Raw genomic sequence first — 16,621 nt, 5'->3', positions numbered from 1 at the left:
AAGGCAAGGATCGTTCAGACGAAGATCCTGCCTTCGTGCTGCCTGACGATGTCCATGACCGACTGGCGGCTGCGCCTGATGCCGGCCAGGGTGCGCGCCGCTGCCTCTTCCGCGTCGCCCGAGACGAGTACGTCGATCATCGACTCGTGCCCGTGGCGCCAGGACGCCGAGCGGTCGCTCGCGCTGATGCTCAGGTACAGCACGCGCAGCGCCTGCTCATGGAGTTGCTCGAGCATCAGCGCCAGCCGGCCGTTGCCGCATGCGCGCCCGATGCCGATATGGAACGCCGCGTTGGCCAGCAGGAACTGCCGCTTGGCTTCGGTGTCGTCCAGGTCGTACTCGCGCGTGCAGGCGTCGTTGAGCTTGACCAGCGTGGCGCGCGACACATGCCCCGCGGCCAGCCGCGCGGTATGCGGCTCCACCAGCTCGCGCGCATCGAAGATCTCCATCACGTCCTTGACGGTCAATGGCGAGACCACATGCCCCTTGCGCGGGGCGCTCACCAGCCAGCCGGACTCGGTCAGCCGCGCCAGGGCGCTGCGGATCGGGGCCTTGGTGACGCCGTACTCGTCGGCCAGCGCCTTTTCCGTGACCTCGGCGCCGGGAAGCAGGTCGCAGGTGATCACGCGGCGCTTGATATCGTCGAAGATCTGGTGCTGCAAGGGCTTCTTGCTGTCCCCGAGTTCGGGGTCCAGCAGGGGATCGCGAACGTTCATATTGTGTTTTCCTTGTAGTGGATCGCGTGCCGTCAACCGAAGCGTGCGATCGAGAATTCCTGCCAGGCATCGGACATCGACGCGTTGGCTGCCGCCATGCCGATCACGCGGCCCGTGAACGAGGCGGCTGTCAGCCCGACGTGGCCATGGCCGAACGCGCAGATCACGCGCTCCGCGCCGGGCAGCGGCCCGAGCACCGGCAGCGAATCCGGCGTGCAGGGCCGGTGCCCCATCCATTCCGAGCGCTGCCCGATATTGGCACGCGGATAGACTTCCTGCAGCGTGCGCGCCAGCTGCGTGAAGCGCGCCGGCGTCGGCGGCGCGGCGAGCCCGCCGATCTCGGCGGTCCCGGCCACCCGCAAGCCGCCGCCGATCGGCGTCACCAGTGTCTTGCGCTCCGCCCACATGACGTTGCGCGTGACGTTGACGCCCGGCTGCGCTACCTGGAGATGGTAGCCCCGATGGCTTTCGAGCGGCACCTTCCAGCCGAACGGGCGGATCAGCGCATTCGAATGGATGCCCGCCGCCACCACCACCTGGGCCGCGCGCCGCTCGCCATTGGCCGTGAAGACGCGGATGCCGCCGTCAGCACCGGCGATACGCACTACCTCATCGCGCACCAGGCGCGCCCCGCCGGCGCGCACGCAGGCATCGGCGATGCGGGCGACGAACTGCTGCGGGTTCGAGCAATGCCCGTGCCCCGGGAAAAAGATGCCGTGCCGGAACACGGGCGACAACTCGGGCTCGTACTCCGCCAGYGCCTGCGCGGACAGCAGCGTCTGCGCGATTCCCAGCCGTTCCCGCGCCGCGACGGCGGCGGCCTCCTCCTCGAACGCGGCATCGGTGCTGTAGAGGTACAGCTGGCCGACGCGATGGATCAGGTCCTGCGCTTCGGCGAATGCGATGATCGGCGCATAGTCCTCCAGCGAATTGCGCATCATCTTGCGCATGCCGGCCGCCGCCGTGTGCGACCGGGCCGGCGTGCCCGCGAAAAGAAAGCGCGCCAGCCAGGGCAACGCCGCGGGCAAGCGCCGCCAGGACACGGTGACGGGGCTTTCCGGGTCCAGCAGCCAGCCGGCCAGGTGACGGTACATGCCGGGGGTGGCCAGCGGAAAGCTGATGCCCGGGCTCAGTCCGCCGGCGTTGCCGAACGAGCAACCGAAGCCAGGTGCCTGCCGGTCCAGCAGCGTGACCTTCCGGCCTTGCAGGATCAGGTTGTAGGCGGCGGTGACGCCGATGATGCCCGCGCCGATGACCAGCACGTCGTCCTGCTCGATGGTTTGTTCTTTCATCATGCCCTCGCGGCGCCGGCAGCCTTGCGGCGCAGCAGGTAAGACACGGCAATGATCGCCAGCACCGCGCCGAACAGCAGCACGGATACCGCGGCGAGCGACGGGCTGACCTTCAGCAGTGCGTCGTCCCACATCTGCTTGGGCAGCGTGGTGAACAGCCCGCCGCTGACGAAGAGCGCGAGCGTGAGATCGTCGAACGACGTGACGAAGGCAAAGATGAAGGCCGACAGCACGCCCGGCGCGATGATCGGCAGCGTGATGCGGCGCAGCCGCGTCAGCGTGTTGGCGCCAAGGATGCTGGCTGCGTCGTCGAGGCGGCGGTCATACGACCGCAGGGACGCCGAAACGGTGATCACGACGTACGGCAGCGCGAGCGCCGTGTGGCCGATCACCAGCGCCAGGGAGGACCCCAGCCAGCCCAGGCGGGACAGCACGTAGAACAGGCCCAGCGCAACGATGATGCGCGGCAGGATYATGGGCGCGAGGATGGCGCCGAGCACGAGCGAGCGCAGCGGCAGTCGCTGGTGCGCAAAGGCAAAGGCCGCGGGAATGCCGATCACGCTGGCCAGCACCGCGGTGCCGGCCGCCACGCCGAGCGAGCGTTGGATCGCGCCCATCCACAGCGGCGAGGCGAAGATCTCCTCGTACCAGTGCAGGGTGAAGCCGGTGGGCGGCCAGTCGATGAACGCACTGGACGTGAACGACTCCGGAATCAGCAGCAGCACCGGCAGGCTGAGCGCGACGATGACGATCACCGCCACGGTGGCCGACAACCGGCCCCGGCCATCGGCGGCACCCTTGCGCGCTTGCGGCAGCGCCTGCGCCAGCGGCACCACCACGCGGTCGAGCGACTTGCCGAGGAACCAGCAGACTGCATAGGCGGCACTGCGAAGCCTGCCCCCGGCACGCGCGCCGGCCTTCGGCGCGGCGGCCTCGCCCGCCACCGTGGACAGCCCCACCAGCTTGTCGTAGCACCAGTAGATGATCAGCGTGGCGACCAGGGTCAGGACCGACAGCGCCGCGGCCAGGCCCCAGTCGAGCATCTCCTGCACCTGCTGGATGATGAGCTGCGCCATCATGGTCTGCCTGGGCGAACCCAGCAGCGACGGCGTGATGAAGAAGCCCAGCGCGGAGATGAACGTGGTCAGCCACGCCGCCGTGACGCCGGGCGCGCTCAGTGGCAGGTACACGGTGAAGAACGTCACGCCCGGCTGCGCGCCGAGCGTCTGCGCGGCCGACAGCAGGCGCCGGTCGAGCGACTCCAGGATCGGCAGCATGGTCAGGATCGCCAGCGGCAGCAATACATGCACCAGTCCGACGATGACGCTGAAGTTGGTGTAGAGCAGTTCGAGCGGCTCCTGGCTGATGCCGCTCGACGTGAGCACGCTGTTGACCACGCCGGTGCGGCCGAGGATGACGATCCAGGCGATGGTGYGCACCAGGAAGCTGGTCCAGAACGGCAGCAGCACGCCGAGCCAGAGCAACTGGCGCCATCCGCCCGACGCCCGCGAGATCGCCGCGGCCACGGGGAACCCGGCGATCACGGCAACCGTGGCCGCGACTGCCGACAGGTACAGGCTGTGGCCGAGTACCTGCATATAGACCGGCGTGCTCGCCAGCCGCGTGAAGGCGGACGAGGAGAATCCGCCGGCGCCGAACAGCGACGCGCAGAGCAGCAGGACCACGGGAACGAACACGGTGGCGGCCAGGAACAGCAGCGTCGGCGTGACCAGCGCCGGGCCGGTCCATTGCCGCGCGGCAAGCGATTGACTAGCCATGCTGGGCTCCGAAGATCATGGCATCCGCCTCGTTGAAATGAACCGCGCTGCTGCTGCCCGCGCCCTCGGCCCGGCCCGCGCGCGTCAGGCCCACCGCCACCAGGCGCTGGCCATCGGCGAGCACGACGTGCTGGCGCGACAGCGAACCCATGACCACGCTGTCCTCGATGCGGCAGGGCAGGTGGTTGGCGCTGCTGTCGGCCACGCTCATGGAGACGCGCAGCGACTCCGGTCGCACCAGCATCACCGCCTCATGGCCCGGCTCGACCGCTTGCGCCAGCCGCCCGCGCAGCTGCTGCCCCGACGCGGTGCGCAGGCAGGCAAGCTGCCGCTCGCCGTCGACCGATTCAAGCACCCCACGCAGGCAGTTCGACTCGCCGAGGAACTGGCCGGCGAACAGGCTCTGCGGTGCGAAGTAGAGCGATTCYGGCGTGCCGATCTGCTCGATCCTGGCATTGTTCATCAGGCAGATGCGATCGGACATGGTCATCGCCTCTTCCTGGTCGTGGGTGACGTACAGCACCGTGATGCCGAGCTGCTTCTGCAATTGCCGGATCTCCGCCTGCATATGGATGCGCAGCGACTTGTCCAGCGCCGCCAGCGGCTCGTCCATCAGCACGATCGACGGCTTGTGCACGATCGCGCGCGCCAGCGCCACGCGTTGCTGCTGCCCTCCCGAGAGCTGCGCCGGGAAGCGGTCGCGGATGCCCGGCAGCTTGATCAGGGCCAGGATCGCATCGACCTCGCGGGCGATGGCCTCCTTGCCCATATTGCGCATGCGCAGCGGGAAGGCGATGTTCTCGCCCACCGTCATGTGCGGGAACAGCGCATAGCTCTGGAACATCATGCCGATATCGCGCCGGTAGGGCGGTGCGCGCGTGGCGTCCTTCTGCTCGATCCAGATGCTGCCCGAGGTCGGCGGCACAAGGCCGGCGATCATCATCAGCAGCGTCGTCTTGCCCGAACCCGACGGCCCGAGCAAGGTCACGAACTCGCCCTGCCGCACGGCGAGATCGGTCGGCTCCAGCGCACAGGTATCGCCGTAGTGCTTGGACAGGCATTCGATGCGCAGCTTTTCCGCGCGCTGCGGGCACGCCTGCGGCGGCGTGGCGCCGGCCTCGGCCTGGCCCGGTGCCTGATGGTCGTGCGCGGCGTCGCCGGCGTCTTTCCTGGCTACCATTTTCATGCTCTGCATCCTTTGCTCGCAGCCGGGTTCATGCCAGCAGCCAGGTGTTGAACGATTCCGTCATCCTGTCCTTGTTGTTGCCCCAGTAGCGCGCATCGATCTGGATCGCGGTGGCCAGGTTGTCGGGATGGGTGGGCAGCGACTTTGCGCGCACCGGGTCGATGTACTTGTAGGCGTTGGGGTTGGAAGGCCCGTACGCGAGGCGCCTGGTGTATTCGGCCTGCCGCTGCGCGTCGCAGGTGAACTTGATGAACTCGCGGCACAGCTCCGCCTTGGGCGAGCCCTTGAGAATGCAGAAGCCTTCGGTGCTCCACAGGCCCTGGTTCCAGATGATCTTGACGGGCGCCCCTTCATCGATGGCGGCCTGCGCACGGGCGTTCCAGGTGGGGCACATGTCGACCTCGCCGCTCTTTAGCATCTGCGAGGTCTGCGCGCCGCTGGTCCACCACACCTGGATATCCTTCTTGATGCGCGCCAGCCCCTCGAAGGACGCCTTCGCATCGATCGGGTAGACCGACCCGGCGTTGCCGCCCATGCCGAGGAAGGCTTCCTCCAGCGTGTCCTGCGGATGGCGGCGCAGCGCGCGGCGTCCGGGGAAGTTCTTCACGTCCCAGAAGTCCTTCCACGATGCGGGCACGGCGCGGCCCTTGAACTTGTCGGTGCGCACCGCCAGCACGGTCTGCAGCAACAGCGTCGCGATCATGTACTGGCTGTTGTACTTGTCCGGGATCTCCGGCGCCTTGACCCTGACCTCTTCCAGGAAGACTCCGGTCCTGGGGTCGGTCAGCACTTCCTGCGACTGCCGGTTCAGGAGCGCCAGGTCCCACGCATAGTTCCTGGCCTCGACCATGCCCTTGATCATCGCGGTGGGATCGGACTGCGCCACGATCGGCACGACCTCGATGCCCGTCGCGGCCTTGAAGGGCTTGTAGAAGGCTTCGGCGAACGCGTCCGCATACGGGCCGCCCGGGTCCCGGACGACGATGCGCTTTTCCTGCGCACGCGCCGTGCCTCCGATATAGGGAAACGCCAGGCCGGCAACGGCCGCCCCGGCGAGTTGGTGGATGACTTTGCGTCGGGCTCCGTCAACTTTCCCCGACTTCATTTTGCGCGCGGCGACCATTTCGGCTCCTGGGATGGGATCATCAGCGCCAGCGTTTGCTGACATGTCACGATCATAGTAGACATGTCACAGAGGGACGTCAAAGAAAAATGAGGCGGGGTAAACGCTTAGTGCGCCCCCCTCGCCCACTTGCATTCCACGTCACCCCGATCCGCGCGGGCGGGCTATGCCCGGACCTGCCGCGCCAATGCAAAGGGGCCGCACGCGCGGCGTGCAGCCCCTTGTCCCGCCTCGCCAGCCAGTCCTTCGCCGTCGGGCAGAAATGTGATCGTCGCCCCCCTCGCCTTGCCGGGCGGCCCCTCCTTCGTGACACCACGACGTACCGCTGCCCCTTCTTGCCGGGGGCGTGCGTGTCGTCTTGGTCATCTCCCCGCGATCTGCGCCTTGTGGAAAAAAACCATCCGCGCTTGCCTCGCGCGGCGCTCCGCTAGTCCTCGCTGCTACCGCTCGCCGGAGCCTGGCTAGTGCCAAGCATGCGGGCAATGGCCACCGCCTCGGCCGGCGCGAACTGCAGCACGCATTCGCGCGTGAGCGCCAGCGTGTAGGAGAAAGCCATGGCGCGATCCCCGAAGGTGCGGTTGAGCATGAAATGGGCCGCGGGCGCGCCGCGGTCGGCCAGCTTCGACAACCGCACCAGTGCCCCCCACGAGCCGTCCTCCACCCGCATGATGTCCACCTCGATGGCGTAGCCCGCCTCGACGTGGATCCTGGCCGTTCCTGCCGGCCGGCGTTCCTCTTTGTCCACCACCATTTCCAGTTTCCTCCATGAATCGGCTCCAAGAATCAACCTCGGACAACCACCGCGCGCACGGCATGGCGCGCGCGACCTGCGTCCCGCGGCGCGCGGCTCCCCCGCGTGCCTCGAGCGTAAAAACCGTTGTGCCGGCCACCCGCTCCCTGCGTCAGCGCCGTGGCGCCAGCGGCGGCGCGGTGGACTGGCGCTGCACCAGGCCGCTGGGGAAACACATGCGGGTCGGCGCCAGTTCCGGCTGTGCCAGCCGCATCACGACCCGGCGCACCATGGCCTCGGCCATCTCGCCGAAGGGCATGGCCACCGAGGTCAGCGCGGGATTGGTGTAGGCGCACATGCCGATATCGTCCATGCCGATCACGGAAACGTCGGCCGGCACCGACAAGCCAGCCTGGTGCAGGCCCGACATCAGCCCGATGGCCATCATATCGTTGACCGCGATCAGCCCGGTGGGACGCGATTTGCTGCGTGCCAGCCGCATGCCCTCGAGCTGGCCGAGCTCGGCCAGCTCGGCGTCGCCATAGTAAGCGCTTGGCGGGCACTCGAGCACCTCCGCGCCGTCTCCAATGCCGGCCTCGCGCGCGGCGGCGAGAAAACCATCGATCTTGCAGGCGCGGCTGACGGTGCGCCCGGCAGGCATGACGAAGGCAATGCGCCGGTGGCCCAGGGCAATGAGGTGCGAGGCGGCGAGATGGCCCGCCTGGAAGTTGTCGGGCTGGACGTGGTCGATGCGCGCCGGCACCCTGGGATCGACGCCGCCGTCATAGCTCACCATCGCCAGGCCCTGGCGCGCGGGCGCCTCGAAGTGCAGCTCGTCGGTCAGGGAGGAGACGATGATCACGCCGTGCACGCCGAAGGAGAGCAGGTCGTCGAGCATGCTCGCTTCCTGGTCGCGGTCGCGGTTGGTATTGCCCAGCAATACGCGGAAGCCGGTCTGGCGCTGCGCCTCGGCTTCGATCAGGACCGCGAACTGCCCGTACATGGGATTGGCGGTGGACGGCACGAGCAAGCCCAGCATCGGCGTCTGCCCGGTCTTGAGCTGGCGCGCGACCTGGCTGGGGCGAAAGCCCAGCGTGCGGATAGCCTGCTCCACGCGCGCGAAGGTGGCGGGATTGAGCCGCTCGGTACGGCCGTTGAGCACGTTGGAGACGGAGCTGACGGATACGTTTGCCAGCCTGGCCACATCTTGTATGGTTGCCATGTTCGGGTTCTCAGGCCAGCTTCCATGCGTTGCTGGCCGGCGTGCTGGTGTTCCGCGAACTCGATGCGCGCGCGGTGGTGCGGCTGTTCGTGCGCGCCGCGGCCATGGCCGGAGGCATCCTCTTCGTGTTTGCCACTGCCTCGAGCCTGGCCTTCTCGCTTTCGGTGCAGCAGCTGCCCGCGCTGATGCAGGCGGCCCTGACCGGGCTGGCCGCCCACGACGGCAGTGGCGCCTTCGTCCTGGTCGCGGCGCCGCTGATGATCTTGTTCGGCACCTGCCACGCTTCTTGCTTATGGTGCGCCGCAACGGCCGTGGGTGGAATCAAGGTCTTAAGTGTTTCAGTAAAACGGTTTACTAAAACGATTTACAGGATGATAGGCGAGTGCGGGGCAAATGCAAGTGCCCCGCCGAAATCGCACCACCGCACCGGCGCGGCGGCGCGCCGGCATGGAATTCGACAGCAAGACACGGAGTGATCGGCGAGGAATCCTGGCCTAGAGTTGGCTTCATCGCCATCTATGCAAAGGAGTCCGCCATGCAAGGCATGCCATCCACCTCACAAGGCAAGATCGCCGGTCCTGGCCTCGCGCCAGTCCGCTACGCGATCGGCGCCTGCGCGCTTGGCTACGTGCTGGTCGCGCAAAGCGAACGCGGCGTCTGCGCCTTGCTCCTCGGCGAGGATGAGCAGGCGCTGCACGGCGAACTGCGCGCGGCCTTCCCCGCCGCCACGCTGCGGCGGGCGCAACCAGACCTGGCGGGGCTTCTGGCGCGGGCCGCCAGCCTGGCTTCGTCGCCCGGAAGTGCCTGCGACCTGCCCCTGGACATTGGCGGCACCGCCTTCCAGCAGCGGGTATGGCAGGCGTTGCGCGCGGTACCGGCAGGCAGCACGGCAAGCTATGCCGACATCGCCGCACGCATCGGCCGGCCCGCAGCGGCGCGCGCCGTGGCCGGTGCTTGCGCAGCCAACCTGCTGGCCATCGCCATTCCCTGCCACCGCATCGTGAAGCAGGACGGCGCGCTCTCCGGCTATCGCTGGGGGGTGCAACGCAAGCGCGAACTGCTGCAGCGCGAGGCGCGGGCATGAAGGCAGACCATGCAATGGCAGATAGCGGCGGCGCATTGACGGGCGGCGCGCAGGCGGCTGGCCGGCATGCCGATACGTTGCCCTGGGATGCCATCGGCGAAGAACTGGAGCGCCAGGGCTGCGCCGTCATCGCCGGGCTGCTCGCACCGCAGGCCTGCGATGCGCTGGCCGCGCTCTACCCGCGCGAGGACCTGTTCCGCTCACGCGTGGTCATGAGCCGCCACGGCTTCGGCCGTGGCGAATACAAATACTTCAGCTATCCGCTGCCCGGCCTGGTCGAGGCCTTGCGCGGCGCGCTCTATGCGCATCTCGTGCCCGTGGCCAACCGCTGGAACGCCGCGATGGACATCGGCATCCGCTATCCGGCACGGCACGCCGATTTCCTGCGCCGCTGCCACGATGCCGGCCAGGCGCGCCCCACCCCGCTGATCCTGCAATACGGGCCGGACGACTACAACTGCCTGCACCAGGACCTGTACGGCGMRCAKGTGTTYCCGCTSCAGGTRGCSATCCTGCTGTCCGAGCCGGGCASSGAYTTCACCGGCGGCGAATTCGTGCTGACCGAACAGCGCCCRCGCATGCAGTCGCGCGCCGAGGTGGTGCCGCTGCGCAAGGGCGACGCCGTGGTGTTCGCGGTGAACCAGCGCCCGGTGCAGGGCACGCGCGGCAGCTATCGTGTCAAGCTGCGCCACGGCGTGAGCCGGCTGCGTTCGGGACACCGGCATGTGCTTGGCATCATCTTCCACGACGCCGCCTAGCGGCATGCGGCATGCGGCACAAGCCACGGCGTGCGCAACGCGCGGCATCGGCATACAGTGAGCATCATGAAAGCAAAGAAGGCAACGGCGGCAACGAAGGCAACGACCGAACACGACCCGCGCTGGGCCCGCGTGCTGGCGCGCGACCCGGCGGCGGACGCCGACTTCGTCTATGCGGTGAAGACCACCGGCATCTACTGCCGCCCGAGCAGTCCTTCACGGTTGCCGCGCCCGGAAAACGTGGAGTTCTTCGATACACCGGCAGCCGCCGAGGCTGCCGGCTACCGCCCGAGCAAGCGGGCCGCGGCGGACCAGTCAGCAATGGCGGCCCAGCATGCCGCGCTGATTGCCGAGGCCTGCCGCCAGATCGAGAACGCGGACGAGCCGCCCGCGCTCGACGCACTCGCCAGCCAGGCCCGCCTGAGCCCGTTCCACTTCCACCGCGTGTTCAAGGCCGTCACCGGGCTTACGCCCAAGGCCTATRCCGGCGCCCACCGCGCACGCAAGCTGCGCGACCGGCTGGGGCGCGCCGGCTCCGTCACCGAAGCCATCTACGACGCCGGCTTCAACTCGAACAGCCGCTTCTACGAAACCTCCGGCCAGATGCTCGGCATGACCGCAAGCCGCTACCGCGCCGGCGGCGCCAACACGGATATCCGCTTTGCCGTGGGCGAGTGCTCGCTCGGCTCCATCCTGGTGGCGCAGAGCGAGCGCGGGGTCTGCGCGATCCTGCTCGGCGACGACCCCGATGCGCTCGCGCGCGAGTTGCAGGACCAGTTCCCCAAGGCCAACCTGATCGGCGGCGACGCCGGCTTCGAGCAGTTGATCGCGCAGGTGGTCGGGCTGATCGAAGCGCCGTCGCTGGGCTTCGACCTGCCGCTCGATGTACGCGGGACCGCCTTCCAGGAGCGCGTGTGGCAGGCGCTGAGGGAGATCCCGCCCGGCTCCACCGCCAGCTACGCGGAGATTGCCGCGCGCATCGGCGCGCCGAAGGCGGTGCGGGCGGTGGCGCAGGCATGCGGCGCGAACCATATCGCCGTGGCGATTCCCTGCCATCGCGTGGTGCGCAGCGACGGCCAGCTATCGGGGTATCGCTGGGGCGTGGAGCGCAAGCGGAGCTTGCTGGAGCGCGAGGGGCAGGCTTGACCGCGGCGCGCAACTGGACCCTGGTCGGGCCGGACGGCAAGCCATACCAAAGTCCGGCGCCCGGCACGCTGGGCGGCCACCGCGGCGGGCGCCTGTACGGCCGGCTCGATTGCCGCAGCGCGCTGCGCGCCATCGCCCGCGGCGGCTATGCGCCGCAACGCGTGTTCTTTCTCGACGAGGCACATGCCATCGCGGCAGGCTACCGGCCGTGCGCGGCGTGCATGCCAGTGGCGTACGCCCGCTGGAAGGCAGCCGCTCTTCCGCCCATTCCACCGCCTTGAACAGGATCACGCCTGGCGCGCAGCAGCGCCAGCGCGACGAACACCGCAGCTGCCGGCTTTGACTCGACCACCGGTCCACCACGCCCACCACGAAACCAGCGAGGCCACAATGCCGTGGCCGCCCGACCCGGTAACGGCAGATGCCCGAACAAGCAGTGCACCAGCGCTCAGGGGCATCACCACGAAACAAGCACCTCTCGCAGTGTAGTGGCCGTCAGCGCCGGTACCGGCAGATTCCAGCAGAACCGACACACCCACCACGAATCCGCAAATCCCGTAACCCCTGGATGCTTCTGCCCCTCCGGCCAGGAGTCCGCTTTCTTGGCCTACTTTCTTTTCGGACAAAAGAAAGTAGGTCGCGCCGGGGGCGCGAAAGCCTTTGACGTTGACGTTGACGTTGACGTTGACCTTAAGATTTTGCCTTTGATGTTGACGTTGACTTTGAGAATTCGCCTTCGAAGTTGTCTTCGACATTAAAACCAAAGCCTTTACGCCCTAGACGTTGACCCTGAAGCCAAGACTATCCCTCCCCCCAAGAAACCAATAACAAACCCGATAACAAACCATTTCCCCCACCCACAGCACATCAGGCATACCATAACAAAACCCCACCTCCCCATGCTGCAACGCAATACAGCAACGGCGCATGAGGCGCCACACGCCATCGATCCACCACCTCAGGGAATCCCATGCGCGACCGCTATCTCTCCCATCTCCGCGACACCCTCGACACCATTCGCGCCGACGGCTTCCACAAGGCGGAGCGGGTCATCGCCAGCCCGCAGGCGGCCGATATCCGGCTGGCCGGCGGCGAGCATGTGCTGAATTTCTGTGCCAACAACTATCTCGGCCTGGCCGACGACCCGCGCCTGATCGAGGCGGCGCGCCGCGGGCTGGAGCAGGACGGCTTCGGCATGGCGTCGGTGCGCTTCATCTGCGGCACGCAGTCGGTGCACAAGACGCTCGAGGCGGTGCTGGCGAAATTCCTCCACACCGGCGACAGCATCCTGTACTCGAGCTGCTTCGACGCCAACGGCGGCCTCTTCGAGACGTTGCTCGACGACCAGGACGCGGTCATCAGCGACGAGCTCAACCACGCCAGCATCATCGACGGCGTGCGCCTGTGCAAGGCGAAGCGCTACCGCTACCGCAACAACGACATGGCCGACCTGGAAACCCGCCTGCGCGAGGCGGACGCGGCCGGCGCGCGCTTCAAGCTGATCGCCACCGACGGCGTGTTTTCCATGGACGGCATCATCGCCGACCTGCGCTCGATCTGCGACCTGGCCGACAAGTACGGCGCCCTGGTGATGGTGGACGACTCGCACGCGGTGGGATTCGTCGGCGAGCACGGGCGCGGCACGCCGGAACTGTGCGGCGTGGAAGGCCGCGTGGACATCATCACCGGCACGCTGGGCAAGGCGCTGGGGGGCGCCTCCGGCGGCTACGTGGCGGCCCACCGCGAGATCGTGGAACTGCTGCGTCAGCGCTCGCGCCCCTACCTGTTCTCCAACTCGCTGGCGCCCAGCATCGCCGCCGCCACGCTGAAGGTGCTCGATCTGCTGGCCAGCGCGGAAGGCGCCGCGCTGCGCATGCGCGTGCGCGAGAACGGCGAGCACTTCCGCCGCGAGATGACCGCGCTGGGCTTCACGCTGGTGCCCGGCCAGCACCCCATCATCCCGGTGATGCTGGGCGACGCCGCGCTGGCCACCGGCATGGCCGATGCCTTGCTGGCCGAGCATGTGTACGTGGTCGGCTTTTCCTTCCCCGTGGTGCCCAAGGGCCGCGCGCGCATCCGCACGCAGATGAGCGCCGCGCATACCGCCGAGCAGATCGATCGCGCGGTGGCCGCCTTCGCCAAGGTGGGCAGGAAATTCGGCGCCATTGCCTGAAGCCGCAACCCGCGCCAGCACAGGAACCCAGCCATGAAAGCCCTCGCCAAACTCGAACGCGCGCCCGGCCTGACACTGACCGACGTGCCCGAGCCGGAAGTCGGCCACAACGATGTGATGATCCGCATCCGCCAGACCGCCATCTGCGGCACCGACATCCATATCTGGAAATGGGACGAGTGGGCGCAGCACACCATCCCGGTGCCGATGCAGGTGGGACACGAATACGTGGGCGAGATCGTCGCCATCGGGCAGGAGGTGCGCGGACTGTCGATCGGCGACCGCGTCTCCGGCGAGGGACACATCACCTGCGGCTTCTGCCGCAATTGCCGCGCCGGACGCCGGCACCTGTGCCGCAATTCGGTGGGCGTGGGCGTGAACCGCCCGGGCGCCTTTGCCGAATACCTGGTGATTCCGGCCTTCAACGCCTTCCGCATCCCCGACGACATCCCTGACGAGATCGCCGCCATCTTCGACCCGTTCGGCAACGCCACCCATACTGCACTGTCGTTCAACCTGGTGGGCGAAGACGTGCTCATCACCGGCGCCGGCCCGATCGGCATCATGGCCGCCGCCATCGCCCGCCATGTGGGCGCGCGCAATGTGGTGATCACCGATGTCAACGACTACCGGCTCGAGCTGGCCCGCAGGATGGGCGCCACGCGCGCGGTCAACATCGGGCAGGAAAACCTGAAGGATGTCGCGGCCTCGCTGCACATGACCGAGGGCTTCGACGTCGGCATGGAGATGTCGGGCGTGCCGAGCGCCTTCGCCACCATGCTCGAGCACATGAACCATGGCGGCAAGATCGCCATGCTCGGCATCCCGCCGTCGAAGATGGCGATCGACTGGAACCAGGTCATCTTCAAGGGCCTAGAGATCAAGGGCATCTACGGCCGCGAGATGTTCGAGACCTGGTACAAGATGGTCGCCATGCTGCAAAGCGGGCTCGACCTGACGCCCATGATCACCCACCGCTTCCGCGCGGACGACTTCCAGGCCGGCTTCGCTGCCATGCTCTCGGGCAACAGCGGCAAGGTGGTGCTGGACTGGACCGGCGGCACGGGCGCACCCGCCGCGCCCCCGGCTTCCTCTCCCGCCGCTTAATAAATCACAAGACCGACAGATAACAGGGAGGGCAGGAAAGCCTGCTCGCCCGGGCTACCCGCGTCCGGCGCAAAGGCCAGCGGCCACAGCGCCGGCCATTTCTGCGCCCAGCAGCAGGCATGGGTGGCGCCTTCCACCAGATGGACGGGCGGTCGCCGGGCGGCGGGAAAGCGCGCGGCATAGGCCGCGGCCACCTCGCGCGTGACATTGGTGTCCTGCGCGCCCACGAAGTGCAGCTGCGGAATGTCCTGCAGCCGGCGCCAGTCGTCGGCGGGGTTGAGCGAGCCTTCGAGTGCCGGCACGCCGTGCAGGGTGGTCCACGCCAGCGGCTCCAGGTTGCCCGCCACGGTCACCAGGCGCGCGACATCCTGGCGCCGTGCCGCCACCAGCGCCGCCACCGCGCCGCCGCCCGAGTAGCCCACCAGGACGATCCGGCGCGCGCCGAAGCGCTGCTTGAGCGCGTCGATGGCCTGGCCGGTGGCCTCGACCACCTCGGTGGAGAAGCGCCGCCCGGTCCACCAGGCCGTGCCGCAGCCGCGCAGGTCTTGGTCGTCGACGAATTGGCACGGACGCGCAAGGTATGCCGCGGCGCCCCGGACATGCGCCAGGGCGAGTTCGAGGGCCACCGGGCGCAGCGGGGTCGGATCGTCGGAGGGCTGCGTCGGGCTGAGCCAGGCCAGGCCGTCGCCTTCGATGTAGACGGCCAGCGTATCGGCCGCGGCGGCCGCGACGGCCGGTGCCGGCGCATAGGCGGTCAGCACGAAATCCCGTGTGGGCAGGCGGAGTTTCTGCCAGCCATGGGTGAGCGCCAGCGCGTCGGCGGCCTGCCGGCGCCCGGCAGGAGAGAAATGGGTACAGGCGGCCAGCAGCAGGGCCGCCAGCAGGATCAGGACCTTGGTCCGCACGAATGAAAGACCAGGCGAATAACGGGGAGGCGACACACGCAAAGACACACGGATTGAAGTAAGGAAGAAATCAAGGCGGTACCGGTTCCCCGGCACCTTGAGCACCACATAACAACAAGAAAGCAAGAAAGCAAGAAAGTCGCGAACACAAACAAGCGGCAAGTCTACTTCAGCGGCTTGCCTGACACTGAGCAACGAAGGCACCTACGGCAACTCGCCGGTGGCGGCGCAGAGCGCCAGCGTCGACGGCTATCGCCTGATCGGCTACGGCAGCTACAGCCTGGATGCGCGCACCGACGTCAGCGTGCAGGCAGACTTCGGCACCGGCCACAACGAAGGCCAGCGCAAGAGGTGCGTGACCGCTTCACCAACCAGACCGCTTCGGTGAAGCTCCGCCTGCCGTTCTGAGGCGCCCGGGGCAGTCGGCGCAGGCAAGGCTGACAAGGCTGGGCTGACAAGGAGAAAGGGGAGGCACGCCGGGAGGCGTGCCTCCCCTTTTTTACGTGGCGCGGATGCCCTGCCGTGCGTGCCTGGCGCGCTTGCGCCGCCGACAGGCGCGGCATTCGCCGCCCGTCGCCCAGTCACGCCGGTGTAACACCGCGACATGTTTTCCACCGCGATTATTTCGCGCCCCGCTCCTATAGTTCGTCCCGTTGCCACGTCGCAGTGCGCGGCCAGACCCGAACCTGAAGGACATCCCATGACATCCCGTTACGTCTTCGCAGCCACCGCCTCGCTGATCATCCTTGCAAGCACCCCGGCCTTCGCGGGCTGGTCCGGCCACGGCACGGCCTACACGCCGCACGGCACTTATAACGGCGCGCACTTCGGATCGTGCTCAGGCGGCAGCTGTTCGCACGCCGGCGGTGTCGTCGGCCCCTACGGCGGGCTCGCGACCAACACCGGCACGGTGACCCGTACCGCGCCGGGGCAGTTCTCCAACGCCGGCACCGCGACCGGGCCGAACGGTCGTTCGGTCCAGCATGCCGGCGACACCAGCTGCGCAGGCGGCACCTGCTCGCACACCGGCGATGTCACCGGGCCCAATGGCCAGACCGCCGCCACGGCGGGCAGCGTGACGCGCGAGGCGCCGGGCCAGTATTCCTCATCCGGCACGGTCACCCGTTCGAACGGCAACACTGTCAGCCATGCGGCATCGACCAGTTGCGCCGGGTCGACATGTGCCCGCTCGGGCACGGTGACGGGTGCGGACGGCGGCACCGTCACGCACGGCGGCACCGCGACCCGCGTGGCGCCGGGTGTCGTGACGACCACCGGCGGCACCACGGTCGTACACGGCAGCACGGTAACGACCGGCGGTACGGTGACGACGGTAGGGGCCACGGTTGCAGTCGGTGCCGCGCCGGCGGTCATCGCCCCGGCGCCCGTGGTCGTCGCGCC

At 68.1% G+C, this 16,621-nt stretch carries 17 protein-coding genes and 1 pseudogene; 9 read left to right on the top strand and 9 right to left on the bottom strand.

Annotation, left to right across the window (positions count from 1 at the left end; genetic code table 11):
- Positions 1-14 precede the first annotated feature (14 nt).
- The 7 genes from AC1DO7_RS18455 to AC1DO7_RS18425 all read right to left on the bottom strand — a co-directional run bounded on the left by AC1DO7_RS18455 (position 15) and on the right by AC1DO7_RS18425 (position 8,047).
- Positions 15-716, bottom strand: coding sequence for a GntR family transcriptional regulator (locus AC1DO7_RS18455; RefSeq protein WP_441612184.1), 702 nt, complete (start codon positions 714-716; stop codon positions 15-17).
- A gap of 32 nt (positions 717-748) precedes the next feature.
- Positions 749-2,011, bottom strand: coding sequence for an NAD(P)/FAD-dependent oxidoreductase (locus AC1DO7_RS18450; protein WP_441612183.1), 1,263 nt, complete (start codon positions 2,009-2,011; stop codon positions 749-751).
- Positions 2,008-3,786 carry an ABC transporter permease subunit gene (locus AC1DO7_RS18445; protein ID WP_477116417.1) on the bottom strand — a complete coding sequence of 593 codons (1,779 nt, stop codon included), beginning with the start codon at positions 3,784-3,786 and terminating at the stop codon, positions 2,008-2,010. Before AC1DO7_RS18445 ends, AC1DO7_RS18450 begins: the two co-directional genes overlap by 4 nt.
- Positions 3,779-4,972: an ABC transporter ATP-binding protein gene (locus tag AC1DO7_RS18440; RefSeq protein WP_441612181.1), complete on the bottom strand. Its 1,194-nt coding sequence runs from the start codon at positions 4,970-4,972 to the stop codon at positions 3,779-3,781. The genes AC1DO7_RS18445 and AC1DO7_RS18440 overlap by 8 nt, the downstream gene beginning before the upstream one ends.
- Positions 4,973-5,000: 28 nt before the next feature.
- Positions 5,001-6,095, bottom strand: coding sequence for an ABC transporter substrate-binding protein (locus tag AC1DO7_RS18435; RefSeq protein ID WP_441612180.1), 1,095 nt, complete (start codon positions 6,093-6,095; stop codon positions 5,001-5,003).
- A 427-nt stretch (positions 6,096-6,522) separates the two neighbouring features.
- The gene (locus AC1DO7_RS18430) at positions 6,523-6,846 is read right to left on the bottom strand and encodes a hypothetical protein (RefSeq protein WP_441612179.1); all 324 of its coding nucleotides are present in this window, start codon (positions 6,844-6,846) and stop codon (positions 6,523-6,525) included.
- Between the two features lie 151 nt (positions 6,847-6,997).
- Entirely contained in the window at positions 6,998-8,047 is a 1,050-nt protein-coding gene (locus AC1DO7_RS18425; RefSeq protein WP_441612178.1) for a LacI family DNA-binding transcriptional regulator, read from the bottom strand.
- On the opposite strand from AC1DO7_RS18425, the gene AC1DO7_RS18420 reads away from it, so the two are divergent.
- The 5 genes and pseudogenes from AC1DO7_RS18420 (at position 8,014) to AC1DO7_RS18400 (ending at position 11,316) form a co-directional block, all read left to right on the top strand.
- Positions 8,014-8,523 (top strand): TRAP transporter large permease subunit, encoded by a 510-nt coding sequence (locus AC1DO7_RS18420; RefSeq protein ID WP_441612177.1) that lies wholly within the window; start codon positions 8,014-8,016, stop codon positions 8,521-8,523. The two genes, AC1DO7_RS18425 and AC1DO7_RS18420, sit on opposite strands and share 34 nt — an antisense overlap.
- Positions 8,524-8,855: 332 nt before the next feature.
- A pseudogene (locus AC1DO7_RS18415) lies at positions 8,856-9,131 on the top strand (methylated-DNA--[protein]-cysteine S-methyltransferase); the annotation flags it as partial.
- Complete coding sequence (locus AC1DO7_RS18410; protein WP_477116420.1) at positions 9,080-9,889, top strand: 2OG-Fe(II) oxygenase; 810 nt, start codon at positions 9,080-9,082, stop codon at positions 9,887-9,889. The pseudogene AC1DO7_RS18415 and the gene AC1DO7_RS18410, both read left to right, overlap by 52 nt.
- A gap of 66 nt (positions 9,890-9,955) precedes the next feature.
- Positions 9,956-11,035 carry a bifunctional DNA-binding transcriptional regulator/O6-methylguanine-DNA methyltransferase Ada gene (gene ada / locus AC1DO7_RS18405; RefSeq protein ID WP_477116416.1) on the top strand — a complete coding sequence of 360 codons (1,080 nt, stop codon included), beginning with the start codon at positions 9,956-9,958 and terminating at the stop codon, positions 11,033-11,035.
- Complete coding sequence (locus tag AC1DO7_RS18400) at positions 11,032-11,316, top strand: Ada metal-binding domain-containing protein (protein ID WP_441612175.1); 285 nt, start codon at positions 11,032-11,034, stop codon at positions 11,314-11,316. The genes ada and AC1DO7_RS18400 overlap by 4 nt, the downstream gene beginning before the upstream one ends.
- A 6-nt stretch (positions 11,317-11,322) precedes the next feature.
- Here AC1DO7_RS18400 and AC1DO7_RS18395 read toward each other — a convergent pair whose 3' ends face one another.
- The gene (locus AC1DO7_RS18395) at positions 11,323-11,790 is read right to left on the bottom strand and encodes a hypothetical protein (RefSeq protein WP_441650010.1); all 468 of its coding nucleotides are present in this window, start codon (positions 11,788-11,790) and stop codon (positions 11,323-11,325) included.
- A 215-nt stretch (positions 11,791-12,005) separates the two neighbouring features.
- Between AC1DO7_RS18395 and AC1DO7_RS18390 the strand changes: the two genes are divergently transcribed.
- Entirely contained in the window at positions 12,006-13,208 is a 1,203-nt protein-coding gene (locus tag AC1DO7_RS18390) for a glycine C-acetyltransferase (protein ID WP_441612173.1), read from the top strand.
- A 33-nt stretch (positions 13,209-13,241) separates the two neighbouring features.
- A complete protein-coding gene (gene tdh, locus AC1DO7_RS18385) occupies positions 13,242-14,315 on the top strand; it encodes an L-threonine 3-dehydrogenase (protein ID WP_441612172.1) in 1,074 nt (357 codons plus the stop codon).
- Here tdh and AC1DO7_RS18380 read toward each other — a convergent pair.
- Positions 14,312-15,220, bottom strand: a complete 909-nt coding sequence (locus tag AC1DO7_RS18380) for an alpha/beta fold hydrolase (protein ID WP_441612171.1) — start codon at positions 15,218-15,220, stop codon at positions 14,312-14,314. The genes tdh and AC1DO7_RS18380 overlap by 4 nt on opposite strands.
- Positions 15,221-15,440: 220 nt before the next feature.
- On the opposite strand from AC1DO7_RS18380, the gene AC1DO7_RS18375 reads away from it, so the two are divergent.
- Both AC1DO7_RS18375 and AC1DO7_RS18370 read left to right on the top strand, forming a co-directional pair.
- On the top strand, positions 15,441-15,608 hold the full coding sequence (locus tag AC1DO7_RS18375; RefSeq protein WP_441612170.1) for a hypothetical protein: 168 nt from the start codon (positions 15,441-15,443) through the stop codon (positions 15,606-15,608).
- 312 nt (positions 15,609-15,920) lie between these two features.
- Positions 15,921-16,621, top strand: a 701-nt coding sequence (locus AC1DO7_RS18370) for a hypothetical protein (protein WP_477116415.1), incomplete at its 3' end; no start/stop codon positions are given.

The sequence above is a fragment of the Cupriavidus sp. 05N40 genome (genome assembly GCF_056397305.1).
The sequence above is the reverse complement of the archived record's forward strand: the minus strand, read 5'-3'. Positions and strand labels throughout refer to the sequence as shown.

Excerpts from the sequence above, each read along its gene's own strand:
- AC1DO7_RS18390 (WP_441612173.1), top strand. The coding sequence starts at position 12,006 with ATGCGCGACCGCTATCTCTCCCATCTCCGCGACACCCTCGACACCATT.
- AC1DO7_RS18430 (WP_441612179.1), bottom strand. The coding sequence starts at position 6,846 with ATGGTGGTGGACAAAGAGGAACGCCGGCCGGCAGGAACGGCCAGGATC.
- AC1DO7_RS18455 (WP_441612184.1), bottom strand. The coding sequence starts at position 716 with ATGAACGTTCGCGATCCCCTGCTGGACCCCGAACTCGGGGACAGCAAG.
- tdh (WP_441612172.1), top strand. The coding sequence starts at position 13,242 with ATGAAAGCCCTCGCCAAACTCGAACGCGCGCCCGGCCTGACACTGACC.
- AC1DO7_RS18435 (WP_441612180.1), bottom strand. The coding sequence starts at position 6,095 with ATGGTCGCCGCGCGCAAAATGAAGTCGGGGAAAGTTGACGGAGCCCGA.
- AC1DO7_RS18425 (WP_441612178.1), bottom strand. The coding sequence starts at position 8,047 with ATGGCAACCATACAAGATGTGGCCAGGCTGGCAAACGTATCCGTCAGC.
- AC1DO7_RS18395 (WP_441650010.1), bottom strand. The coding sequence starts at position 11,790 with ATGTCGAAGACAACTTCGAAGGCGAATTCTCAAAGTCAACGTCAACAT.